Consider the following 24,682-nt stretch of genomic DNA (forward strand, 5'->3'; position numbering starts at 1 on the left):
CATGAGCACAGAGACTAAAACAGCACTAGCCACCCCGCAACCGGAGGAACATAATTCCTGCTTAGAAGGGGGCGGGAAGAAAGTGTCTCACAGGTGGGGTTAATGCCGACCAAGGGGAAGAAAAGCGCACGCGAGAACTAGCCGACGCAGGAGCCGGTTGGGATGGCGTCGACAAGCTGCGTGACGTCACCCACGTGGCCGCGCACCTCGTCCGCAGTGAGCGCATAGCCCGTATCGGAATCCTCCACAGAGGCACCAAACACCACGCCGAGCACCTGGCCCTCCGGGGTGATCATCGGGCCGCCGGAATTGCCCTGCCGGATGCTGCCGCGCACCGTGTAGGCATCGCGCTCCACGCGGCCCGTGGAGTAGATATCCGGCCCAGCGATGGTAAGGCGGTCGCGCACGCGCGCCGGTTCTGCAGTAAAGGGACCCGACTGCGGGAAGCCCAAGACGATGGCATCGTCCCCCGTCACAGCCGCGTGCTCCGCCCACGGCAACGGCTCTAGGTCCAAGCCCGGGCTATGCAACACCGCAATGTCCACATCCGAGTTGTAGTAAACCACATCCGCTTCCTTGAGCCCGAGCACGGTATCAAGACGCACCTTATCCGTACCCGCCACAACATGGGCGTTCGTGATGACGTAGTCCGGTTCCGTAACGAAGCCCGAGCCCATCAGGCGGCGCGAGCACGCCTCGGCATCACCCAGCACGTGGATAACGGATGGCCGCACGCGTTCCGCGAGCTCAGGATCCCCAATATGTACCGCGGGCGCATCCACCTCAACGCCCGAGCCGGAACGCTCCCAGGGCGAGACCAACGGCGGCAGCCCGGACTCGTTGAGGAGCGCAGCCAAGCCATTCGGCAACGCCGCCAGGCGCGAAGGCGCCACCGCATTCAGCGAGCTCAGCACGCGCGATTCACGCAGCGCCTGCCCCGGCTGGCCTCCCAAATTGGAGGCCAGGGGCAAGGACACCAACCAAATCACCACGATGGCCGCCGCAGCTTGGAACACCGCGCCAATCGACGAATCCACGCGCTGCCCCGACCGCGTACGCATGCGGTCCCGCAGCGCCATGCCAAGCGACGTCCCCACCAGCTGCCCCAGCCCCACCAGCAAAATGAGCACGCCGACGGCCAGCAAGAAGCGCACGGCCGCCTGGTCAGTCAGGCCCATCGCCAGCGGGGCCAGCACGGTTCCCAGCACCAGTCCCGCGATGATTCCCACCGCCGCGAGGACCGCTGCCAAAGCCCCCTGCCGCCAGCCCACGCGCACGGCGAGGAGCACGGCAATCACGATCAGAACGTCAACGACTAAGGACACAGAGGGGATACTTTCTTAAGGGCTGAAAGGAGCAGAACTAGCCTATCTTCTCATTATTCGAAGAGCGATCGAGTGAGTCACGCAGATCATGAACCAGATTCTTATCCCATTCCACGCTCCAGCCCGCGTGGTCCATGAGCCCGGATAGCACTCCCGCAGTAAATCCCCACACCAGGTATCCGCGTGTCCGAAACGCCGGCCCCTTCCACCGGCTAAAGCCCACCATCAGGCGGTTGGCAGGATCCACCAGCTCCCGCAGCGGGACGGTAAAGACGTCGTCGGTTTCTTCCGGACTCGCCGGCCACACGGTGCCCGGTTTATGCCAGTACGCCAAGACAGGGCTCACGGTGTTGCCGGTCGCCGGGATATCTAGCTTGCCCCACTGTTCAAGAGGGGTAACGGTGGAGCGGTCGAGGCCGGTTTCTTCTTCGGCTTCGCGCAGGGCGGCGTCGACAAGCGAAGTGTCCTCTTCATCCTTGCGCCCACCAGGAAATGCAATCTGGCCGGAGTGCGAGCGCATCGAGGGCGAACGGTGCGTGAGCAGCACCTCGCCATCCTCAAAACTCGTACCCTTCAGCAGCACCAACACTGCCGATTCGCGGCGGCGCCGAGCGGCCGGGAGGTGACGGATGAGGTGCTCTTGTACCTTGCCGGCATCAACCCCGAGCGCGGGGTGCAGCCACTCAGGGGCGTGCGCAGGAAACAGTCGGCTCATTTAAGAACCTCCTCGACGGCCTCCTCCAATTCTTTGGCGGAGGTAAAGGGTTTAATAAACTTCTCTTCCACCTTGCCATCGCGCACCACGAGGGTGATGGGGATGACGCCCGGCAGCCCGAGCTCGCCAGCAAAGGTCCCATCCTCGTCCTGGTAGCTGGGAATATCGACCTGCAGATCGCTCAAAAGCGCCGCACCGTTGGCGGCGTTGGCGTCCGCATGCACGCCGACGACATTCCACGTGGAGTGCGAGCGCGCAAGGTCTTCGAAGAAGGGCAGCTCCGTGCGGCACGGTTCACACCACCATGCCCACACCGTGACGATCTGGACGTCTTTGGCCGCCGCTGTACCGGCCGCGCCCAGGCAGGGAAGGTCCACACCAGCGATCGGCCCTTCGGGGCACTTGGGACGCTTGGCTACCTCTTGCTCCTGTACCTCGGGGACAGGGACTTCCGGCTCATCATCCTCAAGGAGATTCACCACGCCGACGAATGCGAGTGCTGCCAGCGCAACAATGGCAACGATGCTCGCCTTCACGTATCCAGGCCACCGAGAATATTGGCTCATTGCTCCACCTTAACCCCGCGACGGGCACCATGGCGCAAGGACGCAGGCCGCGCACTTCGGCTTCCGGGCGGTGCACACGCGCCGCCCGTGGAGGATGAGACGGTGTGAAAACACTGTTTGCTCCTCTTCGGGCACGCGCTTGGCGACGTCCCTCTCAATCGCCCGCGGCGTCTTTGCCCCAGTCAGACCGAGCCGCTGGCTTAAGCGCGTGACGTGGGTGTCCACCGTGATCCCCGGTAGCCCAAAGGCATTTCCGCGCACCACCAGTGCGGTTTTGCGGCCAACTCCTGGCAGGGAGGTGAGCTCGTCGATCCCTTGGGGCACCTGCCCGTCGAAATCCGCAACAAGCTTCTCCCCGATGCCCAGCAAGTGGCCGGCCTTCGCGCGCTGAAAGCCGAGTGGGCGGAGAATGCGCTCGAGATCGGAGCGGTCCGCGGCTGCGTAATCCGGTGCGGAGGGATAGGCAGCGAAAAGCTCCGGGGTCACCTGATTGACACGGGCATCCGTGCACTGCGCGGAGAGAACCGTCGCTACGAGCAGCTCCAGCGGGGAGGTGAAATCCAACTCACAGTCGGCGTCGGGATATTCCTCCGCGAGGGCTGTACGAATATGGACAATGCGCGCTGCCTCGGTATCGTCGTCATGCGGTGTGGAAAGGTCAGGGGACATAGAAGTAACTCTAGTGACGGCGGTTAGAATGGGAAGCATGATTTCACTCGTCCTCTTCGTGCCGCTGTGCCTCGCGCTCTTTGCCATTCTCATGGAGAAGCTAGAAGCGACGGCCTTCGAGGATTAACCACGGCGTGTGATTATTTTTCACGTTGGTGGAAATAGTGACTAATTACACTGTATGATGTTGTGCAGTGCCTCGTGGCGCACTGGAGTCTAGGTGCGTCAACATAAACCAAACCAGCTTGTGTCCCAGTGTATTCCGGGCTGCGCAGGCTTTAAGGAGTAACAGTGGAAGGCGTACAGGATATCCTCTCCCGCGCTGGTATTTTCCAGGGCGTCGATCCGGTAGCAGTACAGAACCTTATTGAGCAGATGGAAACCGTCCGTTTCCCGCGCGGCACCACCATTTTTGAGGAAGGTGAGCCGGGAGACCGCCTCTACATCATTACCTCGGGCAAGATTAAGCTCGCCCGCCACGCCCCGGACGGCCGCGAGAACCTGCTGACCGTGATGGGCCCGTCCGACATGTTCGGCGAGCTCTCCATCTTCGATCCGGGCCCGCGCACCTCTTCCGCCGTGTGCGTCACCGAGGTTACCGCCGCCACGATGAACTCTGAGATGCTCAAGCAGTGGGTAGCCGATCACCCGGCGATTGCCCAGCAGCTGCTGCGCGTGCTGGCCCGCCGCCTGCGCCGCACCAACGCCAACCTGGCGGACCTCATCTTCACCGACGTTCCAGGCCGCGTGGCTAAGACCCTGCTGCAGCTGGCGAACCGCTTCGGTGTACAGGAGGGTGGCGCGCTCCGCGTGAACCACGACCTCACCCAGGAAGAGATCGCCCAGCTCGTCGGAGCTTCCCGCGAGACCGTGAACAAGGCGCTGGCCACCTTCGCTCACCGCGGGTGGATCCGCTTGGAGGGCAAGTCGGTGCTCATCGTTGACACCGAGCACTTGGCCCGCCGCGCGCGCTAGGTCTTCAAGGCCGAACCTACATATGCTGCCTCCGGGCGGCTTTGGCCCAATGCAAAATCCCCCGAGAATTTCTCGGGGGATTTTCCTATGCGGTGTTTTACTTCTGAGCCGCGAGGTACTTCAGCGCAGTGCGCGTAGATTGCTCGGCGGCGTGGCGAAGGACCGGGTCGACGTCGTCATACATCTCATCGACGAGCGTCTTGACGTCGACATCCTCACCAAGGCGCCCGCGGACCTCCTTAATCTGGTCCAGGCGGTGGTGACGGCGGTCAATGTACTTACGGGCAACCGCGGAGGTGTCCTCCAAGTCCGGGCCGTGCCCTGGGAAAAGCGCTACATCCTTGCCACGCTCTTCGAGAAGATCCAATGTCTTCAGGTAGGCGCCCAAATCACCATCGGTCTCAGACAGCAGCACGGTGTGGCGGCCTGCGATGGTATCGCCGGTCAGAATGCCCTCCAGCATGGAGTTCTTCGCTTCCGCCGACCACACGAAGAAGCAGGTCGAATCTGCGGTATGGCCCGGGGTATGGACCACCTCAAGCTGAGGGGTAATGCCGTCGACGGTGATCACTTCACCGTCGACAAGCGCGTCCCCTCCGTTGCAGTAATTCGGATCGAAAGAGCGGATGGGGGCGCCGGTGAGCTGGCGCAGACGCTGGGCGCCCGATGCGTGATCATCGTGGCGGTGGGTAAGAAGAATCAACGCCACCTCGCCCGCTTTCGCGGTCACAACGTTGAGGTGACCTTCATCCTCCGGGCCCGGATCGACCACAATGGCGCGGGAATCTTCTCCGGCGCGGATGATCCACGTATTGGTGCCCTCCAAGGCGGTGTAGCTGGGGTTATCACACAGCACGACACCGACGGACTGGCTCACGGGACGCAGTTGGCTATATGCAGGATGCTCCATGGTTCTAACCCTATCCGATTACTCAGCGATTTCTACGATGATTTCAATCTCAACGGGGGAATCCTTCGGCAAGACCGCTACCCCCACCGCAGAACGCGCGTGGATTCCAGCGTCCCCGAAGACCTCACCGAGGAAATCCGAGGCACCGTTGATAACTGCGGCCTGATCCGTGAAAGAGGGATCCGAAGCTACGAAACCGACTACCTTTATCACGCGGGTAATGCGGTCAAGCCCCACGAGGCCATCGATTGCAGCCAATGCGTTCAGCGCCGCCGTGCGCGCCAATTCCTGCGCCTTGTCGAGGCTTACCTCTGCGCCGACCTTGCCGGCGGCAGGCAATTCTCCGCCCACAACGGGCAGCTGGCCAGATGTCCAGACCTGGTTGCCCACCTGGGTAGCCGGGATGTAGGACGCGAGAGGAACAGCGACGGAAGGCAGCTCGACGCCGAGCTCTTCAAGGCGGGCAAGCGCACCCATTAGGATTCCTCCAAAGGGCGCTTGAAATAGGCGACAACGTTCTCCGGGTTCATGCCCGGGGTGATGGTGACGAGCTCCCAGCCGTCCTCACCCCAGGAATCGAGGATTTGTTTCGTCGCGTGCGTAAGAACCGGCGCGGTGGCATATTCCCATTTAGTCATGGAATCAATGCTACTAAATACCGATGAGTTCGCCACCCTCAGCAAGGTAGTGGGCCCAGCTAGTGATGTGCGGGTTCTTGCGCAGAAGCGCGCGGCGCTGGCGCTCCGTGAGGCCGCCCCACACGCCAAACTCCACGCGGTTATCCAGAGCATCCGCGCGGCACTCATTGAGCACCGGGCAGTGGCGGCAAATCACCGCAGCTTTTCGCTGCTCAGCACCTCGCACGAACAGTGCATCGGGGTCACCGTTGCGGCACTTAGCTTGGGTAACCCACTCACCACGCTCAGAAGTTAGCGAGGCATTCTTTAGCATTGTGGACCGTCCTGCACCTTTGACACTGACTGTCACGGCTAGGTAACTCCTTCCAAGCTCACCCCCGTCGAAGCTGAAGATCGTGAATAACCCTCTACTCGACGGAATATTATGTACCATTGGTAAGTCTATTCACAGACCGGTATCCCTGTCTAACAGGTCACACTTTAGGGGGGTCTCCCGGATCTGCACCTGAACCACTAGTGTGTGGAGGGTGACTGTGATCAAATCCCTGGGAAAGCTCGTCCTGTCCACAGCACTGGTCGGCGTCCTCATCGCGCTGGCCATCGCCCCCGTCGCCGGCGTTAGTGGCGTTGCCGTGGCCAGGACGAACGACACGATGCAATCGGACATCCAGGATCTCACCAACGGCGAGGCCCCTGGTGTGAGCACCATCTTGGATGCCAAGGGCAACACCCTTGCCTATATCTACGAGCAACGCCGCCATCCGGTGCAGCCGGATGAAATCTCGGATGCCATGAAGCAAGCGGTCGTGGCCATCGAGGACCGCCGTTTCTATGAGCATGAAGGCGTCGATCTGCAGGGCAATCTGCGCGCTTTGTGGACCAATTTGTCCGCAGGCGGCGTCTCCCAGGGTGCATCGACGCTGGACCAGCAATATGTAAAGAACTATCTCCTCTTGGTCAATGCAACGACCGACGAGGAACGCCAGGCCGCGACGGAACAGTCCGTAGCCCGCAAGCTGCGCGAGATGCGCATGGCCACGGATATCGACGCCAAGCTGTCCAAGGATGAGATTCTGGCTAATTACCTCAACCTCGTGCCCTTTGGTAACCACGCCTATGGCGTTGAGGCTGCGGCCCGCACCTACTTTGGTACCAGTGCCGAGAACCTCACGGTGCCGCAGGCAGCGATGCTCGCCGGCATGGTGCAGTCCTCGGAGTATCTCAACCCTTACACCAATGAGGAAGGCGTCATCGAACGCCGCAACATGGTGCTCCAGGCCATGGCCGACACCGGCTCCCTCTCCCAGGAGGACGCCGATTCCTTTGCCCAGGAACCCCTGGGTGTATTGGATAGCCCCGATACCCTGGCCAATGGCTGCATCGGCGCGGGCGATCGCGGTTTCTTCTGCGACTACGTGCTGGAATACCTCGACGAAAAAGGCATCGACCGCGAGCACCTGACACGCGGTGGCCTGACCATCAAGACCACGCTTGACCCCGATGTCCAGGACCAGGCGCTCAACGCGGTGCGCAGCCATACCGCCCCGGATGCGGAAGGCGTGGCGGAGGTCATGAACGTCATCCAGCCCGGCACCAGTACCCGCAAGGTGCTGGCCATGGTCTCGTCGCGCACCTACGGGCTCGACCTCAACAACAACGAAACCCTCCTCCCCCAGCCGAATTCGCTAGTGGGCAACGGTGCCGGTTCGGTGTTCAAGCTCTTTACTGCCGCGGCCGCCTTGGAGGCAGGCTACGGCATTAAGGACAAGCTGGCTGTGCCTAAGCGCTACGAGGCGGAAGGGCTAGGATACGGCGGCGCTGCTAACTGCCCGCCCAACAAGTACTGCGTGGAAAACGCCGGCAGCTATGCCCCCACGATGACTATGCAGGACACGCTGGCCTACTCCCCCAATACCCCTTTCATCCAGCTCACCGAGCAACTGGGCGTCGAGCGCTTGGTCGACATCGCCGTCAAGCTCGGCCTGCGTTCTTATGAGGAACCCGGCAGCTACGACGGCGAGACTTCCATCGCCAACCACATCAAGGAATCCAACCTGGGTTCCTTCACACTCGGCCCCACAGCAGTGAACGCGCTGGAGCTGTCCAATGTGGGTGCGACGGTGGCCTCGCAAGGCATGTGGTGCGAGCCGAACCCCATCGAGGAAGTCACGGACTCCCACGGCAACGAGGTCTACCTCAAACACACGCCGTGCGAGCGCGCAGTGGGCAAGGAAGTAGCCAAGGCCCTGGAAAACAACATGACGGCCGATACCGAAAAGGGCACCGCTGCCGACTCGGCACGCGCTGCCGGCTTCAGCGGTCAGGCCGCCGCCAAGACCGGTACCACGGAGTCCAACCAGTCCTCGGCTTTCTTGGGCTTCAACTCGGCCGTCGCTGCCGCACCGTATATCTACAATGACGGGACCACCACGAGTCCGCTGTGCACCGGCCCCGTGCGCCAGTGCGCCAGCGGCAACCTCTTTGGCGGCAAAGAGCCGGCGGCAACCTTCTACACGATGGCTGCGCGCGTTCCCGCGGCCCAGAAGGGCACGGTGCCGGACTATGACCGCGCCTACGACTCCGGTACGGTATCGCCGCTTATCGACGGCCTGAAGGGCAAGTCCGAAAGCCAAGCCCGGTCCGCTCTGGAGAAGGCCGGCTTCGTAGTGAAAACCACCGAGGTTCCCGCCCCCGGTGTGGGCTACGGCAAAGTGGTTCGCGTCATCACCGGCCCATCCGGCGCAAAGAAGGGTTCGGAGGTCACGCTCCAGCTTTCCGACGGCTCCGCAAGCGACTCCTCTTCCGCGAACTCGGACCAAGCAGCTTGGGACTCCACCTACGGCGCACCCCCTGCCCCAAGCGGTGACGGCGCCGGCACTGGTGGCGGCCAGCCCTCGCAGTCTGAGCCGCTATTCAGCCAAGAAGACGTCGACCGCTTCACGAATGACGTGCGGAGCTTCTTCGGGCTCTAGTGCCGAGCGCTAAAGCGTGAATATCGAGCTAAAGCGTAGAACGGACTAGAGCGGGCGCGCTAGGGCGGGAACACTAGCGCGCGAGAAGGCGGGCTCTAGTTAAGGGCGGCCTTCACTGCGGTAGACAGGCGCTTGCCGTCGGCGCGGCCGGCGGCCTTAGCGGTGGCCACCTTCATGACGTTGCCCATCTGCTTGATGGTCACCGGCTCGCCGGAATCCTTCTCAACCTCGGCGATAGATTCAGCGACGAGGGTGTTCAGGGAGTCGTCGTCAAGCTGCTCTGGTTGGTAGGCCTCGAAGAAGGGGACGTCAGCAAGCTCTTCCTCCGCCAGCTCCGGGCGTCCATTTTCTGCATAGACCTCTGCGGATTCGCGGCGCTTCTTAATCTCACGAGCGATGACCTTGAGGATGTCCTCATCGGTAATCTCATGGCGAGAACCAGTCGTTTCCTCCGCCTGGATGGCAGACAGCAGAGAACGGATGGCGCTCGTACGGGCCTTGTCCTTGGCCTTCATCGAGGTCTTGAGGTCAGCACGGATAGTTTCTTTCAACTCACTCATGCCCTTCAATCTACGCCTGCCGGCCCAGGTAGTGTGGTGAGGGTGAAGATTTACCCTGTCCTTGGCGGACTCGCCGCCGCTGGTCTGGGCACTGCCGCATGGGCGCATTCAGAGCTCACCAAGTTCGAGCTCAAGGAGTACACCCTGCCGCTACTGGAGCCCGGTACGCTGCGCGAGGAGTCCGAGTTTCGTATCCTGCACGTGTCCGACCTCCACATGATTCCGGGCCAACGCACCAAAATCGAGTGGGTCTCGGGGCTTGATGCCCTTGACCCGCACTTGGTGATCAACACCGGTGACAATCTCTCCGACGAGCGCGCCGTCCCCGAGGTACTCCGCGCCCTGGGCCCGTTGCTGAGCCGTCCGGGCATGTTCTGTTTTGGCACCAACGACTACTGGGCGCCGCGCATCCCGAATCCCTTCAACTACCTGGTTGGGAAGAAGAACGAACCTTCCTACGTGAACCTGCCCTGGAAGGGCATGCGCGCGGCCTTCCTCGAGCACGGCTGGCACGACGCCAACCAGGCCCGCGTAGAGTTCAAGGTCGGCGACGTCCGCCTCGCTGCCGCCGGCGTGGATGACCCACACCACGACTTGGATGACTACTCAGAGATTGCCGGTGCGCCGAACGAGGACGCCGACCTTTCCCTGGCACTACTGCATTCCCCGGAACCCCGCGTCCTGGAGAAATTCGCCGCCGACGGCTACCAGCTGTCCCTGTCCGGGCACACGCACGGCGGCCAGCTCTGCCTGCCTTTCAAGGTAGCGGGCTCGCGCTCCATCGTGACCAATTGTGGCATCGACCGCGTTCGCGCGGAGGGCCTGCACCGTTTCGGAGAGATGTACATGCACGTCTCCAACGGACTGGGCACCTCGAAGTTCGTTCCCTTCCGCGTGTTCTGCCGCCCGTCGGCCACTCTCCTGCACATCACCGAGAAGGCCGCCTAGGGATACCCCCTCCACGCTGCCGTTTTGTCCTTTCAGGCTGGGGTGCGTTACAGTAATCCGGTACCGCTTAGAGCGAGACACCGGGATATGGCGCAGCTTGGTAGCGCGCTTCGTTCGGGACGAAGAGGTCGCAGGTTCAAATCCTGTTATCCCGACCACAAACCCGCAGGAAACTGCGGGTTCTTTTGTGTTTTCACCGAGCAGCAGGCGCCGACGGGCAGAGCCGCCTGCCCCGCCTAGAAACTCGAAGAACCACCGGAACCGGAAAAGCCCGAGCTAAAGCCACTATTGACGCCACCGCTGCTGGAGGAGCTTTCGCGGGCGGTGGTGGCATCGCTGTCCCAGGTGCTCACAACGTAGAAGGGCACGTAGCCGTGGTAGCCGGAACCGGCGAAGAAATTGGAGTCATAGATACGCGTGCGCTCCGGCCGCTCATCGGCCTCGTTGCGCTTCTGCAGCTGCGCCTGCAGGTGCTCCGAGAGCAACGCCGTGCGGTCCAAGAGCTCCAAGTAGCGCTCCATGAACTGCGGGTGGTTTGGCTCCTTGGACAAGGCCACGGCGGCGTCCTCCAGCTCCTTGGTGTGACGCTCAAGCGCCGAGTCGATATCCGCAGCCAAGTATCCTGCCTGGGCCAGGTCTTTGCCCAACTCGTAGAGCTCGAAGCGGCGGGCATCGACATCAGCGCCTTCGATTCGGCGCAGCTTTTCAATGTTGACTTCGGCGGTTTCCACGCGCTCACACAGTTCGCGCGCGTGAGCGATGGGTGCGGCATGCGAGCGGAACTGGTCATCCGGCGCGTCAGCCGGTATCGACATCAGCGAGCCTACCTGGGAGTCGATAGCGAGGAAGTCATCGCGCAGACCCTCCCAGTCCTCACGTAGGCGCTCATCTACCAGCCCCGATTGCAGCGAGTGTGCCCGGATATCGATCTCCCTCAGGCGCTGCGCCACATCGGTATAGGTCTGCGACACGTAGTCCCAATCCTCGCGCGCCTGCTGCGCCTTCTTCTGCCGGCTGCGACGAGCACCGCCGACGATGCCCGCGCCCGCGCCACCAACGCTCAGTCCCGCCGCCCCCAGGCCAATGGCCGCCCCAATGCGCCCATTTTTCGCGCTCTCATACTGGGTATCCGCAGCACGGTCCACATCGATCGCTGCCGCCGCACCCGCAAAGAGACCAGCGGGAATGTTGTCATCCCGCACGCCCGGCTTAATGGCTTCAATGGACTGCTCCAAATGGCTGTCACCCTTGCGCAGCTTCATCCGATCGGCCACGTCCTCACCCGCGAAGACGAAGGCCTGGCGCGGGTCAAGGCCTACGCCGACGAAGACCTGACCATCGGCAAACTTGTCCTTGCCAATGAGCTCCGGGTGATGATCGCGCAGGTACGCCTCCACGGAGTCGTTGACGTTTTCTTTGTTCTTGGCAAAGACCATGTAGTGCAGCCCCCTGGACCACGTCGGGGGCGGCGATCCGGGAGACATCGCCGAGCATGCGCTCTTCTTCCTCCGGGGAAAGCACATCGTCTGGGTCCATGATGTCGGCCTGCACCTCACGCTGCGCGGGCTGCATGAGAAAATCGGAGCGCTCCGGCTCATCGAAGACCGCCAAGCTCGTACCCACACCGATTCCCCCAAGCAGCAACCCGCCCACCAGGGCCGTACCAATAATCGCGCCAACGGAGGTTATTTTGGGGCCGCGGCTGGCAGCAAAAGGTTTGATATCGCGGGAGTCGGTCACGGTGAGCCTCCAATTCCGGAGCGGTCGTTTCCGCCAACTTTACCCCCACAATTGGAAACGACGCGGTGCCCCTACAGCAGCCGCGTCGCCCCTATTCCCTATCACTCACAACGGATTGGAGAAACCGTTTGCCTACCCCCTAAGTAGGCTTTGTGAGCGCCTCTCACTCTAGCACTCTTTTCATTCACAGCGGTAGCAAAATCTGGAAATGCACGTAACGTATCTTGACACTTATGCGATGTGCCGTCCGCAGACCTGTGAGCTAGGCCTTTTCTTTGCCTTCCCGCCCGGCGGGTGCGCCTACGAGCACGAAGGCCGCGACCGCGATCACCCCCAAAATAGCCAGGGCTGTCCACAGCTGCGGGGACTGCCCACCATTGCCCGCCACGGTAATGGCGGAGGTTGCCCATTGCATGGGGAAGAGGTGCACGAGCGCGCTCATCGCGGCGTTGAGATCGGTGCCGGTCGACGCCGCCTTCCACGCCCATCCCACGACGCCGACCTGTGCGACAGCAAGCACACTTCCCAGGAACCAGCCGCCCGCACCAAGCCAGCGCACCAGCGCGAACACCATGCTTGCCGACGCCACCCCAGCCCCCGCCGCCGCAAGCCCCGCCCAGGCCACCGCGGCCGCGGTCACGCCGGTAGCCAAAAGAGCCACGAGCAGGCCCACGACAACACCGATGAGCACCGCTCCGCCGAGCAGCACGAGGATACGGCGGTCGACACGCGTGAGCAGAGCACCAATAACGCCCCCGCCCAGAACCGCAATAGCCGCAAGGAGCATAGCGACGATGGGGCTCAGCAGCTGAGCGGGCTCGGCACCGGCCTCAGCGGGCCCGGCGACGGTCGGCATCGCACGCTGCGCTCCCTGCACCTTGGTCTGATTCTGCTTGGCCATGCCGTCGACCTTTTCTGCTCCTTCCACAAGCTTGTCCACGCCCTTAAGAGCCTCATCGACCTTGGCATTGAGCTCGCCAATGCCAGCATTGAGCTGTTGTGCGCCCTCCGTGGCTTGGTAGACACCATCGTGATAGGCATAGCCGCTCACGGACAACTGGTTGGAAAGCTCGCGCGAGCCATCCTTCAACTGCGTCAGTTGGTCCTGAATGGACTGATCAAATTGGAAGTTCTCCACTTGGCTGCGCAGATCACCGAGCTGCGCGCGGATGTTCTTTGCCTCCGCCGAGTTATTCCCTTCCAGGTCTTTGAGGGTGCCGTCGATTGCCTGCAGGATCTGTCCGCGAACCACCCCGAGACCGATGACTTGGTCGACGGCTCCGCCGACGCCGTCAGCCAGCTCAGTAGCACCGTTGCCCAGCTGCGCGGTGCCGGACTGCAGCTGCACAAGCCCGTCATAAAGCTCTTGCGAGCCGCCAGCCAGCTTGTCTACTCCGCCGCCGAGCTCACCGGCGCCATCCTGCAGCTCGCCGGTGCCATCGGCAAGCTGCTGCGCGCCATTAGCCAGGAAGCCGGCCTGGGCATTGGCTTCGGAGAGGGCTCGGGCGACGTCGTAAAGCTCAGCCGGATCGATGGTGCCATCGCTGGGCGCACCCGCCTGTTCCTGGGACCAGGTCTCGGCTGGTTGCCATTCGGATACGGCGGCGACGGCCGCGCCGATGATGAGCGGCAGGATGAGCACGAGGGTGAGGATAAGAGCGCGGGCGCCAATTTTCCGGTTGGCATCTGCAGGGCTGGCTAGGCGTGAGGTCATGTAAAAGAAACTATCGTTCACGCTGCGCAAAAGCGGTCAGGCGCGCGGAAAAGCCCCGCCAGGAACTAGCTTTAATGAACTAGACCGGCGGGGCTTTTGAAGCCACGAGATTAACTCACTGAGGTGGTATTACTCCTTTTCAGCGAAAAGCTCGCGCACGCGCTTGCCCAGCTGCGGGGAGACAGCATCCCAGTAAGCGTAAACGCGCTCCTCGGTCTCCGGGGACACGCCTGCCATGGCATTGGTGATGTTGTCTGCCAGACGCTCCTTGGCACCATCGTCGTAGACGTTCTCGTACAGGTCGGTGGCCTGTATGGTGTCATTGTCTTCAGCGTGATGGACGTAGGGCGCGCGAACCAGGTCGATACCTGCCGGGTCCGGGTTTACGTAGAGGTCCGGCGCGGTGGTGGTCTCCTGCTCCTTGAAGCGCAGGTTCTCATCACCGTCGAGGTAGCCGCCGCCCTTGGCGTGACGGTTCGGGGAGTAGACCGGATCCTCCGGAGCGTTGAACAGGTACTGCATCGGCCCCTCATGCTCATAGGTGTTGACCTGGTTGAGCGGCTGGTTCACCGGCAGCTGCTTGTAGTTCGGTCCAATGCGGTAGCGCTGCTGGTCGGAGTATGCAAAGACGCGTGCCTGCAGCATCTTATCCGGGGACAGGCCAATGCCCGGGACGATATTGGAGGGATCCAGGGCAACCTGCTCAATCTGTGCGAAGAAGTTGCGCGGGTTGCGGTTGAGCACGAAGTATCCGACATCTACCAGCGGGTAATCCTTCTTGGACCAGGTCTTGGTCAGGTCGAAGGGGTTGAAGCGGTACTCCTCAGCCTCCGCCACCGGCATGATCTGAACCTTGACGTCCCAGACCGGGAAGTTGCCTTCCTCGATGGCGTTGTAGAGGTCCTCGCGGTGGTAGTCCGCGTTCTTACCAGCGATCTCCGTGGCTTCGGCGTCGGTGAAGTTCTCCACACCCTGGCGAGTCTTGAAGTGGTACTTCACCCAGAAGGCATCGCCGGACTCGTTGACCCACTGGAAGGTGTGGGAGCCGTAGCCGTTCTGGTGGCGGGTGGTCTTCGGGGTACCGCGGTCACCCATGAGGTAGGTCACCTGGTGGGTGGTCTCCGGGTTGCGGGTCCAGAAATCCCACTGCATGTCAGCATCGCGCAGGCCGTTGGCGCCCAGACGCTTCTGGGAGTGGATGAAGTCGGGGAACTTGATGCCATCACGAATGAAGAAGACCGGGGTGTTGTTGCCCACGATGTCGTAGTTGCCGTCCTCAGTGTAGAAGCGCAGCGCGAAGCCGTGGACGTCACGCCAGGTATCCGGGGAGCCCTGCTCGCCGGCAACGGTAGAGAAACGGCCCATCATCGGGGTCACGGTGCCCTTCTGGAAGAGCTTTGCCTTGGTGTAGGCGGAGACATCCTCGGTAACATGCAGCTCACCAAAAGCGCCGTGGCCCTTAGCGTGCGGGGTGCGCTCCGGCACGCGCTCGCGGTTGAAGTGCGCCAGCTTCTCAATCAGGTGGATGTCATTGAGCACTACCGGGCCGTTCTGGCCAACGGTGATGCTGGTGTTCTCAGTAGCAACCGGCTGACCGGACGGGCGGGTAGTGTTCGGGCCGCCCGGGGCGCGCTGCCCCTTGTCTAGAACCTTGTCTGCCGCGGACTCATTCGAAGCGTTAGTCATGGGGTTAATGCCTCCTAGATCGGTTGATAATTTGCTTTACATTATCAATCACGGACCTTTCATAGACTACCCATAAAAAATGACCTGCGCAACAGTTTTTAAGGTTGCCAGAGGTCATAGCCTTAACACCGAGGTGTCCAAATCCCACCTCCCCGACTGGTAAGTTATGGGAGGTGAAACGACACTCCGAGCGCGACGATGCGCGCGTCACCGACCTCGCCCTCAAGGCAGGCCGCGGCGATCGCGCAGCCCTCACGGAGTTCATCAAGTCCACCCAGGATGATGTCTGGCGCTTACTCGCCCACCTCGGCGGCCCCGACATCGCAGACGATCTCACCCAAGAGACATATCTGCGCGTCATCGGCGCACTCCCCCGCTTCGCCGCCCGTTCCTCAGCGCGCACATGGCTGCTTTCGCTTGCTCGCCGCGTATGGGTAGACAACATCCGCCACGACATGGCCCGCCCACGCAAGTCCAGCACCGAGTACGAGGATGCCGCCGCCCTTGCTGCGACTCCCGAAAACGCCGGAACGTGGAGCGAGTGGATCGACGCCCGCGCGCTTATCGACGCCCTCCCAGAAGACCGCCGCGAAGCCCTCATCCTGACCCAAGTTCTGGGCTATACCTACGAGGAGGCCGCGAAGATCGCCGGGGTCCGCGTGGGCACTATCCGCTCCCGCGTGGCCCGCGCCCGCAAGGACTTAATCGACCAACGCGGCTAATCGTTATCGAGCCGTTACAAATGGGTGCGGCTGGTCACAGAACCTGCATCTACATGCGCCAAACGGCAAGTTCTGACACCCCCGCCACTGCCTATCCTTAAGGAAACCGCAGCCCCAGCTGGAAAATACCTATCGAACACACCTAATCTTTTTCGAGGCACACGTGATAAATCGATAGTCGAACCGGGCCCGCGAGGCTTTCCCAATTGCCCGCACCACACCTTGGGTAGTGATGGCATCCCCCGGCGCGTGTGAGATTGAGAGACATCTTTACTTTATGTGGAAACGCGCAGTGGCCATCTCTATGGCCTTCATCGGCGTCGTCGTCGGCGCCGGCTTTGCATCGGGCCAGGAAGCAGTCCAGTACTTCGTGGCCTTCGGAAACAAGGGCCTGTGGGGCGTTGTGCTTGCTGCCGCCCTCATGATCATTACCGGCGTGTCGATTCTGCAGCTCGGATCCTACTTCCAGGCTGACGAACACACGGCTGTCTACGACAGGATCACTGGTCCCATCGTCTCCCGAATTTTGGACTGGGGAACCTTGGCCACGCTGTTCTCCATCGGCTTCGTCATGTTCGCCGGTGGTGGCTCCACTATCAGCCAGCAATTCGAGGGCGTGCCGATCTGGGTGGGCGGCGCCGTCATGCTCGTGCTCGTCCTGCTGGTGGGTCTCCTTGACGTGGATAAAGTCAGTTCTGTTATCGGCGCGATTACGCCTTTCATCATTTTCTTCGTGGTCCTGGCCACCGGCTACACCATCATCGTGACCGACGTGGATTGGTCCTGGGCCAATGACTATGCCATCAACAACGTGGAGAGTCCCCTCAACAACTGGTGGCTGGCAGCGCTGAACTACACCGGCCTCAACGTTATGTGTGCGGTGTCGATGTCCATCGTCATCGGCGGCAACATCCTGGATAACCGCGCTGTAGGCATCGGCGGCCTCATCGGTGGCTTCTTCTACCTGCTCCTGCTCGCTCTCCTCGTGGTCTCTCTCTACATGGTGGCCCCGGACGTTCACGAGCAGGACCTGCCGGTACTCTCGCTGATCAATAACGTGAACCCAATCCTGGGTTACTTCATGACGTTCATCATCTATGGCATGGTCTTCAACACCGCCATCGGCATGTTCTACGCCATGGGCAAGCGCCTCACCCGTAAGAAGCCGAAGCTCTTCTACCCTGTCTACGCAGGCGCCTGTGTCGTCGGCTTCATCCTCTCTTTCATCGGCTTCAAGCAACTGGTCTCCAGTGTCTACCCGATTCTGGGCTGGATCGGCCTGCTCATGATTGCCGTCATGGTCATCACGTGGATTACCCAGCGTGACAAGATCACCTCTGAGTCTGACCGCCGCGTGCGCGCCCGCACCCTGGTCAAGCGCCGCCTGGACCCGCGCGAGCACTTCACCAAGAAGAACGAGCGCGAGCTGCGCAAGCTGGCAGCGGCCTCCAACATGGAAACTGAAGAGTTTGTCTCCACCGTCGCCGATGAGATCCATGAAGAACTCGAAGCTGACGATGAGATTGAATACGACCGCGAGGACCCGGATCCATCCGTGACCTTTGTGGAGCACACCAAGCCCGAGGTCCCGAAGGACTAGCGTTTCCCCGCTGACAGAAGAAAAGTCCGCTCCCAGAGTGATATCTGGGGCGGACTTTTCTTATTTATGCGGGTTCTAAAACTCGCTGCAGCTTTGCCTTTAAACTAGCAGCTCCGCAATCTGAATGGTGTTGAGCGCGGCGCCCTTGCGCAGGTTATCGCCGGAAACAACGAAGATGAGACCCTTGTTATCTTCCACCGTCTGGTCTTGGCGGATGCGCCCAACCAGGGAAAGGTCGATGCCTGCTGCCGCCAGCGGGGTCGGCACATCGACGACCTTGACGCCCGGCGCAGAGGACAGCACCTCGCGGGCCTGCTCCGGGGTAATCGGCTTCTCGAACTCCGCGTGCACCACCATGGTGTGACCGGTGAATACCGGGATGCGCACGCAGGTGCCAGAGACCTTCAGCTCCGGGATGCCCAGGATCTTGCGGGACTCGTTGCGCAGCTTCTGCTCCTCGTCAGTTTCTTCCGTGCCATCATCGACGAGGTTGCCAGCCAGCGGCAGCGCGTTATACGCAATCGGGGCGACGTAGGGGCCCAGATCCTCCTCGGAGACCTCGAGCGCCGAGCCATCGTGGACGAGCTCCACGCTGCGGTCACCGATGGACGCTACCTGCTTAACCAGGGTTTCCACGCCTGCCAAGCCGGAACCGGAAACGGCCTGGTAGGAGGCGACGCGCATGGTGGTGAGACCGGCGGCGTCGTGAAGCGCCTTCGTGACCGGCATGATCGCCATGGTCGTGCAGTTCGGGTTCGCGATAATGCCCTTCGGGGTGTTGCCCTTTTCCTGCGGGTTCACTTCCGAGACGATGAGCGGAACATCCGGGTCCTTGCGCCACGCAGAGGAGTTATCCACCACGATGGCACCGGCCTCGGCGAAGAGAGGGGCATACTCCTTCGAGGTAGCGCCGCCGGCGGAAAACACAGCGACGTCAATCCCAGCAAGGCTTTCAACGGTCTGCTCCGCCAAATCTTCCACGACAATCTTCTCCTCGCGGAAGGTGAGCTCCTGGCCCGCCGAACGCGCGGAGGCAAAGAAGCGAACCGTATCGGCCGGGAAGTTGCGCTCCTCCAAGAGGGTGCGCATCACGCGGCCGACCTGGCCGGTGGCGCCTACAACTGCAACAGTGGTCATGACCTTAACTCCTTAAACTTTAGCGTCCGGTACCAGCATAAACGGTGGCCTCTTCCTCGCCACCCAGCTGGAACTTCTCATGCAAAGCAATGGCTGCCTTATCGAGATCGGCCTCGCGGGTCAGCACGGAGATGCGAATCTCGGAGGTGGAAATGAGCTCCATGTTGACCCCAGCATCACGCAACGCTTCCGTGAAGTCGGCGGTGACACCCGGGTGGGACTTCATGCCTGCGCCGACGAGGGAGACCTTGCCCACCTGGTCGTCGTACAGCACGTTGGCCCAGTGGCCCTCCTCCTTGAGCTTGGCCAGGATCTCCATTGCCTTCGGGCCATCGGAGCGCGGGCAGGTGAAGGTGATGTCGGTGGTGCCGGACTCCAGGGAGGAGACGTTTTGCAGCACCATGTCGATGTTGATCTCAGCGTCCGCGATGGTGCGGAAGACCTTAGCTGCCTCGCCGGGGCGGTCCGGAATGCCCAAAACGGTGACCTTGGCCTCGGAACGGTCGGTGGCGATACCGGTAAGTACTGCTTCTTCCACGGGGATATCCTCCATTGATCCGGCAATCAGCGTGCCGGGGTCGGTTGAATAAGACGAGCGAACTCGAAGGGGAACGTTGAACGCGCGAGCGTACTCGACGCTGCGCAGGACCAGAATCTTGGAGCCGACGGCCGCCAGTTCCAACATCTCTTCAAAGGAAAGCTGGTCGAGTTTCTTGGCGTTATGGACGATGCGAGGGTCGGCGGTGTAGACGCCGTCGACATCGGAGTAAATCTCACACACATCGGCCTTAAGTGCTGCCGCCAGCGCCACCGCGGTGGTATCTGAACCGCCGCGGCCGAGGGTGGTGACATCACGCGATTCCTTATTGACACCCTGGAAACCCGCAACGATGCAGATCTTGCCTTCTTCCAGCGCTTCGGTAAGGCGGCCCGGGGTGACGTCGACAATGCGGGCGTTTCCGTGGCGCTCGGTGGTGAGCACGCCGGCCTGGGAGCCGGTGAAGGATTGAGCCTGCGCGCCCAAGGACTCCACCGCCATGGCAACGAGCGCATTGGAGATGCGCTCGCCGGCAGTCAGCAACATGTCCATCTCGCGCTGCGGCGGGACGGGATTGACCTGGGCCGCAAGGTCTAGGAGTTCATCGGTGGTATCCCCCATGGCGGAGCACACGACAACCACGTCGTTGCCCTGTTTCTTCGTCGCCACAATGCGCTCCGCCACCGCGCGAATGCGCTCTGCGCTTTCGAGGGAGGATCCCCCGTATTTCTGTACGACTAGGGCCACTGATGGTCCCACCTTTCCTGTCTGTGAGGGCCAATATCTGTTCACCGCCCAATACCTATAGACCGGCAGTCAACTCCTTTAGCCTACCGCCCTTTGGCTACCATCGAAACACGTACTGGGTATTAATTCCAGGTAGGGTAGAAACAGTGTTTTCAAACCTGGTCGCCATTGCGTTCGCACTGGCCTCGGCACTAGTCGTGGCCTGGGGAACTGTCATACGCCACCGCATCGTGTTGGACGCCAGCTCCCGCAGCGTCATGCGCACTGCAATTCGCACGCCCCTGTGGTGGGTTGGCACCGGTGCCGCCATTGTCGCCTATGCCTTGCAGCTCATCGCGCTCCATTTCGGCACACTGCTCATCGTGCAGCCCATCCTTGTCCTATCCCTCATGTTCACGCTGCCGCTTGCTGCGTGGTATTCCCGCCGGCCGATGCCGCCGCGGGAGATCTTCTGGTGCCTGACGCTGACCATCGCAGTGAGCATCATGGTGGTCTACGGGCGCCCCACCGCAGGCTTGACGACGCCCACCTGGTCCCAATGGTGGCCCGCCTTCGCCCTCGGCGCGCTGACACTCACCGCGCTCTTTGTGGCGGCCTATAACCGGCCGGAGGAATCCGCGCTGGCACTCGGCGCCGCCTGCGGCATCCTCTACGGCTACGTGGCGCTCGTAGCAAAAGCGGTGGTTGACGTCCTCTCCCACCAAGGCATCGCAACATTGCTAGCCAGTTGGGAGCTATACGCACTCATCGGACTGGCGGCTTCCGGCACGGTCATCCAGCAGTATTCCTTCCACGCCGGTGCCTTGGCGCACTCCCTTCCCGCCATGACCATCATGGAGCCCATCGTGGCTTTCGGCTTAGGCTACTGGGTCCTGGGTGAAAAATTTCAGGTCGAGAGCGTTGCGGGATGGTGCGTGATGGGCGCTTCACTCATCATCATGATCTCGGCGACGATCGTCTTATCGCGCGTTCCGGTCAACCCGGGAAGCACTCAGCGCGCGGAGCAAAGCCCGCGCTAGATCGCCCACTCAAAGACCACCAGCATATACGCGGAGAACCACGCTGACCACAGGACCCATGCACCACAGGCAGCCCACAGCACGCGCGGCCGCAGGGCACTAGCCGCTCGCACAACCCACGGCAGGATCAAGATAATGGCGGGCAGGAGGAGACGCGGGCGCGAGTGCATGATGCCGTCGGAAAGCAGCACATTCGCGCAAAGCGCAGCACTAAACCACCAGGCCACCGGGGTAACCCTCCCCCATGCTGCCACCAGCAGCACAGGAACGCCCACGATCACCAGGGTGGTGAGCAGGTAGCCCACGTCGTTGTTCTCAGTCAGGGTTTCCCACACGAACTGCACGGTTGCCACACCGCCATCAAAGGTGGAATTCCAATGCTCAGTTTGAATCCCGAAGTAGCCACCAGCATCTGCCAAATAACGCTGCGTCCACAGTAGATATGCCGGTAGCGGGAGCGCTGCGACGACGACACCAAGCCACGCCTGCCAGGAGCGCCGCCCATAAATGAGCACCCACAGAGCAAAGACGGCGAGGAAGTCGACGGAGGTCAACCGAACGAAGGATAAGGCGAAGCCGAATGCCGCTGCACGCCACCAGGCGTGATCATCTAAGGCTATAAGCCCCCACACCACGAGGGCACCGAAAAGGGCCTCGGTATAGGGCATCGAAAATACGATAGACATCGGTGCGCTGCTCACCACGAGGGCCGCTGCACATTGCCCACGACGCTGCGCACCCACGCGCCGCGCCAAAACAATGACTCCGGCGGCCATGACTGCAGTAAGCACGGTGTTAACAATGAGCGCGGCTATCTCCAGACTGATTCCAGTCCAGCCCAGCACCCGCAGCAGCATGGGAAAGCCCGGAAAGAAAGCCATAGTGATTTCATGGACCGGGCCATCCGTGTTGATGTCGGCGTCGAAATACCCCGCGCGTGCGATTTCCAGGTAGTACTTGGAATCCCAGGCTGTGAGCCGATCCCACATTTCCTGTTCATTAACGGCGGCAATGACGCCGAGAACAGTGATACGCACTGCGGTGCCGACAACCGCGACCAGCACAGCAACCGACAGAAGCGCTAGCCTCCCCTGCGCACCTGCCGGGGAGGCAGCAGCTGATAGGGCGCCTTCTACTGCGGTATCCGCCCGAGGTTCCGGTCTCGTCTTTGTGGAGTTTTCTTCGTGCACGCCACACATCCTATCCACACCGCACCACGTCCCAATATGTGAAATCAGTTGCCACACAATGAGAAGCGTTGTATTGTGGCTCACATGACTTTGCGGCACACTCTTCTCCTTAGTAGCCGCGGCGGGATTTAGGTTTGTAGCTTTACGGCCAGCGCCCCGTCGCGGAGCGTGGTGATGCCAACACACACCGCAGCTGGCCGTTCCCCACGATTCGCTCCACAGTTGCTCATCACAGCGACACAGCGAAACACACGCCTCACATAAGGAAGAGACCAACACTATGTCCCCCAACGATTCTTTCATCTCCGCTCCCCGCGAAATCACCACCCCAGCCGGCCCGCGCAATGACAACCAACCTGCCTGGAACAAACAGCGCGGTTCCTCGATGCCAGTTCACCGCTACCAGAGCTTCGCCGAAGAGGTCGAGCCGGTTAGCCTGCCTGACCGCACGTGGCCGGATAAGAAAATCACCGTGGCTCCGCAGTGGTGCGCGGTGGACCTGCGCGACGGCAACCAGGCCCTCATTGACCCGATGAGCCCCGAGCGCAAGCACCGCATGTTCGACCTGCTGGTCACGATGGGTTACAAGGAAATCGAGGTGGGCTTTCCTTCCGCCTCTCAGACGGATTTCGACTTCGTTCGCGAGATTATCGAGGGCAACAAGATTCCGGAAGACGTCACCATTCAGGTCCTGGTACAGGCCCGCGAGCACCTGATCCGCCGCACTTTCGAGGCATGCCAAGGCGCAAAGAACGTCATCGTGCACTTCTACAACTCCACCTCGAAGCTGCAACGCCGCGTGGTCTTCCGCAAGGACCGCCCGGCCATTAAGAAGCTGGCAACGGACGCTGCGGAGCTCATCAAGAGCATTGCCAAGGATTACCCGGACACCAACTGGCGCTGGGAATACTCGCCGGAATCCTTCACAGGAACCGAACTGGACTTTGCTGTTGAGGTCTGCGATGCCGTTGTCGACATCATGGAGGCAACTCCAGAAAACCCCATGATCATCAACCTGCCTTCCACCGTTGAGATGATCAGCCCGAACGTTTACGCCGACCAGATCGAGTGGATGCACCGCAACTTTGCTCGACGTGATTCCATCATCATGTCCCTGCACCCCCACAACGACCGCGGCGAAGGCATCGCCGCCGCTGAGCTGGGCTACATGGCCGGTGCAGACCGCATCGAGGGCTGTCTGTTCGGCAATGGTGAGCGCACCGGCAACGTGGACATCGTTACCCTGGGACTGAACATGCTGACCCAGGGAGTGGATCCGCAGATCGACTTCTCCGATCTGCCGAAGATCCGCGAGACCGTGGAATACTGCAACCAGCTGCGCGTACCGGAGCGCCACCCCTACGGCGGCGAACTGGTATTTACGGCCTTCTCCGGCTCGCACCAGGACGCCATCAACAAGGGCCTGGACGCCCTGGCACAGGAGGTGCGCCCAGGCGCGAACAACACCGAGGTTTCTTGGGAAGAGCTGCAGGAAACCACCTGGGAAGTCCCCTACCTGCCCATCGATCCGAAGGATGTCGGCCGCGATTACCAGGCGGTCATTCGCGTCAACTCGCAGTCCGGCAAGGGCGGCGTTGCTTACATCATGAAGACCGATCACGGCATCAACATGCCACGCGCCATGCAGGCGGAGTTCTCCTCCGTGGTCCAAGCGGTGACCGATGCCGAGGGCGGCGAGGTCAACTCCAAGAACATGTGGGACATCTTTGCCAACGAATTCCTGGAGCGCACTTCCCCGCTGGAGCTGGTCTCCTTCCAGGTGGACAACTCCACCACGGAGGATGAGGATGCCAAGGTAACCGCAACCATCGTCTTCAACGGTGAAAAGCGCATCGTCTCAGGCACCGGCAACGGCCCTATCGCCGCATACGCTAATGCCTTGGAGGATGTCGGAATTGATTTTGAGGTCATCGACTACTCCCAGCAGTCCCGCACCTCCGGTGACGATGCGGAGGCAGCCTGCTACATTGCCGCCGAAGTCAACGGCGCCCAGGTATGGGGTGCCGGCATCGCCGTCTCCACGACGCGCGCGTCCATCAACGCGATTACCTCTGCCGTCAACCGCGCGGACTAACGCTGACCACATCCGCCGACCAGCCGGAAGAAGCAGCAGCAGCAGAAGAAGAAGAAGAAGGAGGAGCTCGGCCTCATCACCCGACCTCCTCCTTTGCGTATAATCCCCAGCACAATCTCTTTTGCTAATGTTTCCCCTTGCAACGCTGTGCTGGATATGCACTGTTGTAGCCCACCACGGCGAGTTATATAATCAACAAAGATAATTTTTCACAAG

At 61.4% G+C, this 24,682-nt stretch carries 22 protein-coding genes and 1 tRNA gene; 8 read left to right on the forward strand and 15 right to left on the reverse strand.

Features of this window, described 5'->3' with window-relative positions:
- Positions 1-137 precede the first annotated feature (137 nt).
- The 4 genes from HMPREF2896_RS00975 to nth are packed head-to-tail and all read right to left on the reverse strand — an operon-like array spanning position 138 to position 3,275.
- On the reverse strand, positions 138-1,325 hold the full coding sequence (locus HMPREF2896_RS00975) for a MarP family serine protease (RefSeq protein ID WP_070645395.1): 1,188 nt from the start codon (positions 1,323-1,325) through the stop codon (positions 138-140).
- Positions 1,326-1,362: 37 nt separating this feature from the next.
- Positions 1,363-2,040: an NUDIX hydrolase gene (locus tag HMPREF2896_RS00980; protein ID WP_070645397.1), complete on the reverse strand. Its 678-nt coding sequence runs from the start codon at positions 2,038-2,040 to the stop codon at positions 1,363-1,365.
- On the reverse strand, positions 2,037-2,606 hold the full coding sequence (locus HMPREF2896_RS00985; protein WP_070444213.1) for a TlpA family protein disulfide reductase: 570 nt from the start codon (positions 2,604-2,606) through the stop codon (positions 2,037-2,039). The genes HMPREF2896_RS00980 and HMPREF2896_RS00985 overlap by 4 nt, the downstream gene beginning before the upstream one ends.
- A gap of 9 nt (positions 2,607-2,615) precedes the next feature.
- A complete protein-coding gene (gene nth / locus HMPREF2896_RS00990) occupies positions 2,616-3,275 on the reverse strand; it encodes an endonuclease III (protein WP_246823953.1) in 660 nt (219 codons plus the stop codon).
- A gap of 291 nt (positions 3,276-3,566) precedes the next feature.
- On the opposite strand from nth, the gene glxR reads away from it, so the two are divergent.
- A complete protein-coding gene (gene glxR / locus HMPREF2896_RS00995; RefSeq protein ID WP_010189962.1) occupies positions 3,567-4,250 on the forward strand; it encodes a CRP-like cAMP-activated global transcriptional regulator GlxR in 684 nt (227 codons plus the stop codon).
- Between the two features lie 97 nt (positions 4,251-4,347).
- Here the strand turns inward: glxR and HMPREF2896_RS01000 are convergent, their stop codons facing one another.
- Genes HMPREF2896_RS01000 through HMPREF2896_RS01010 form a run of 4 tightly spaced genes read right to left on the reverse strand, consistent with a single transcriptional unit; the run spans position 4,348 to position 6,111 of the window.
- Positions 4,348-5,160: an MBL fold metallo-hydrolase gene (locus tag HMPREF2896_RS01000; RefSeq protein ID WP_070645401.1), complete on the reverse strand. Its 813-nt coding sequence runs from the start codon at positions 5,158-5,160 to the stop codon at positions 4,348-4,350.
- An 18-nt stretch (positions 5,161-5,178) separates the two neighbouring features.
- Complete coding sequence (locus HMPREF2896_RS01005; protein WP_010189964.1) at positions 5,179-5,637, reverse strand: RidA family protein; 459 nt, start codon at positions 5,635-5,637, stop codon at positions 5,179-5,181.
- On the reverse strand, positions 5,637-5,798 hold the full coding sequence (locus HMPREF2896_RS12600; protein ID WP_010189965.1) for a Sp36 family protein: 162 nt from the start codon (positions 5,796-5,798) through the stop codon (positions 5,637-5,639). Before HMPREF2896_RS12600 ends, HMPREF2896_RS01005 begins: the two co-directional genes overlap by 1 nt.
- Before the next feature lie 13 nt (positions 5,799-5,811).
- On the reverse strand, positions 5,812-6,111 hold the full coding sequence (locus tag HMPREF2896_RS01010; protein ID WP_070444216.1) for a WhiB family transcriptional regulator: 300 nt from the start codon (positions 6,109-6,111) through the stop codon (positions 5,812-5,814).
- Positions 6,112-6,325: 214 nt separating this feature from the next.
- On the opposite strand from HMPREF2896_RS01010, the gene HMPREF2896_RS01015 reads away from it, so the two are divergent.
- Positions 6,326-8,770 (forward strand): transglycosylase domain-containing protein, encoded by a 2,445-nt coding sequence (locus HMPREF2896_RS01015; RefSeq protein WP_246823954.1) that lies wholly within the window; start codon positions 6,326-6,328, stop codon positions 8,768-8,770.
- A gap of 95 nt (positions 8,771-8,865) precedes the next feature.
- Here HMPREF2896_RS01015 and HMPREF2896_RS01020 read toward each other — a convergent pair whose 3' ends face one another.
- Positions 8,866-9,330: a GatB/YqeY domain-containing protein gene (locus HMPREF2896_RS01020; RefSeq protein WP_010189970.1), complete on the reverse strand. Its 465-nt coding sequence runs from the start codon at positions 9,328-9,330 to the stop codon at positions 8,866-8,868.
- A gap of 42 nt (positions 9,331-9,372) precedes the next feature.
- On the opposite strand from HMPREF2896_RS01020, the gene HMPREF2896_RS01025 reads away from it, so the two are divergent.
- Positions 9,373-10,278: a metallophosphoesterase gene (locus HMPREF2896_RS01025; protein WP_070444218.1), complete on the forward strand. Its 906-nt coding sequence runs from the start codon at positions 9,373-9,375 to the stop codon at positions 10,276-10,278.
- Between the two features lie 81 nt (positions 10,279-10,359).
- A tRNA-Pro gene (locus tag HMPREF2896_RS01030) sits at positions 10,360-10,436 on the forward strand.
- A 78-nt stretch (positions 10,437-10,514) separates the two neighbouring features.
- Here the strand turns inward: HMPREF2896_RS01030 and HMPREF2896_RS01035 are convergent.
- From HMPREF2896_RS01035 to HMPREF2896_RS01045, 3 genes are all read right to left on the reverse strand, one after another.
- Positions 10,515-11,714 carry a hypothetical protein gene (locus HMPREF2896_RS01035; RefSeq protein ID WP_246823955.1) on the reverse strand — a complete coding sequence of 400 codons (1,200 nt, stop codon included), beginning with the start codon at positions 11,712-11,714 and terminating at the stop codon, positions 10,515-10,517.
- A 566-nt stretch (positions 11,715-12,280) separates the two neighbouring features.
- Complete coding sequence (locus HMPREF2896_RS01040) at positions 12,281-13,732, reverse strand: hypothetical protein (protein WP_070717011.1); 1,452 nt, start codon at positions 13,730-13,732, stop codon at positions 12,281-12,283.
- A gap of 129 nt (positions 13,733-13,861) precedes the next feature.
- A complete protein-coding gene (locus tag HMPREF2896_RS01045; protein WP_070717014.1) occupies positions 13,862-15,418 on the reverse strand; it encodes a catalase in 1,557 nt (518 codons plus the stop codon).
- Positions 15,419-15,591: 173 nt separating this feature from the next.
- Between HMPREF2896_RS01045 and HMPREF2896_RS01050 the strand changes: the two genes are divergently transcribed.
- Both HMPREF2896_RS01050 and HMPREF2896_RS01055 read left to right on the forward strand, forming a co-directional pair.
- Entirely contained in the window at positions 15,592-16,140 is a 549-nt protein-coding gene (locus tag HMPREF2896_RS01050; protein WP_070444226.1) for an RNA polymerase sigma factor, read from the forward strand.
- A 277-nt stretch (positions 16,141-16,417) separates the two neighbouring features.
- Positions 16,418-17,740 carry a YkvI family membrane protein gene (locus tag HMPREF2896_RS01055; RefSeq protein ID WP_070444228.1) on the forward strand — a complete coding sequence of 441 codons (1,323 nt, stop codon included), beginning with the start codon at positions 16,418-16,420 and terminating at the stop codon, positions 17,738-17,740.
- A 99-nt stretch (positions 17,741-17,839) separates the two neighbouring features.
- Here HMPREF2896_RS01055 and HMPREF2896_RS01060 read toward each other — a convergent pair whose 3' ends face one another.
- The gene (locus tag HMPREF2896_RS01060; protein WP_070444230.1) at positions 17,840-18,877 is read right to left on the reverse strand and encodes an aspartate-semialdehyde dehydrogenase; all 1,038 of its coding nucleotides are present in this window, start codon (positions 18,875-18,877) and stop codon (positions 17,840-17,842) included.
- A 19-nt stretch (positions 18,878-18,896) separates the two neighbouring features.
- On the reverse strand, positions 18,897-20,162 hold the full coding sequence (locus HMPREF2896_RS01065; RefSeq protein WP_070444232.1) for an aspartate kinase: 1,266 nt from the start codon (positions 20,160-20,162) through the stop codon (positions 18,897-18,899).
- A gap of 146 nt (positions 20,163-20,308) precedes the next feature.
- On the opposite strand from HMPREF2896_RS01065, the gene HMPREF2896_RS01070 reads away from it, so the two are divergent.
- Complete coding sequence (locus tag HMPREF2896_RS01070; protein ID WP_070645414.1) at positions 20,309-21,181, forward strand: DMT family transporter; 873 nt, start codon at positions 20,309-20,311, stop codon at positions 21,179-21,181.
- Here the strand turns inward: HMPREF2896_RS01070 and HMPREF2896_RS01075 are convergent.
- Entirely contained in the window at positions 21,178-22,380 is a 1,203-nt protein-coding gene (locus tag HMPREF2896_RS01075; RefSeq protein ID WP_070717017.1) for a mannosyltransferase family protein, read from the reverse strand. The two genes, HMPREF2896_RS01070 and HMPREF2896_RS01075, sit on opposite strands and share 4 nt — an antisense overlap.
- Before the next feature lie 271 nt (positions 22,381-22,651).
- Between HMPREF2896_RS01075 and leuA the strand changes: the two genes are divergently transcribed.
- Positions 22,652-24,466 (forward strand): 2-isopropylmalate synthase, encoded by a 1,815-nt coding sequence (gene leuA / locus HMPREF2896_RS01080; protein ID WP_070717020.1) that lies wholly within the window; start codon positions 22,652-22,654, stop codon positions 24,464-24,466.
- The last annotated feature ends 216 nt before the right edge of the window (positions 24,467-24,682 follow it).

Source organism: Corynebacterium sp. HMSC069E04 (assembly GCF_001813175.1).
Taxonomy (GTDB): Bacteria; Actinomycetota; Actinomycetes; order Mycobacteriales; family Mycobacteriaceae; genus Corynebacterium; species Corynebacterium aurimucosum.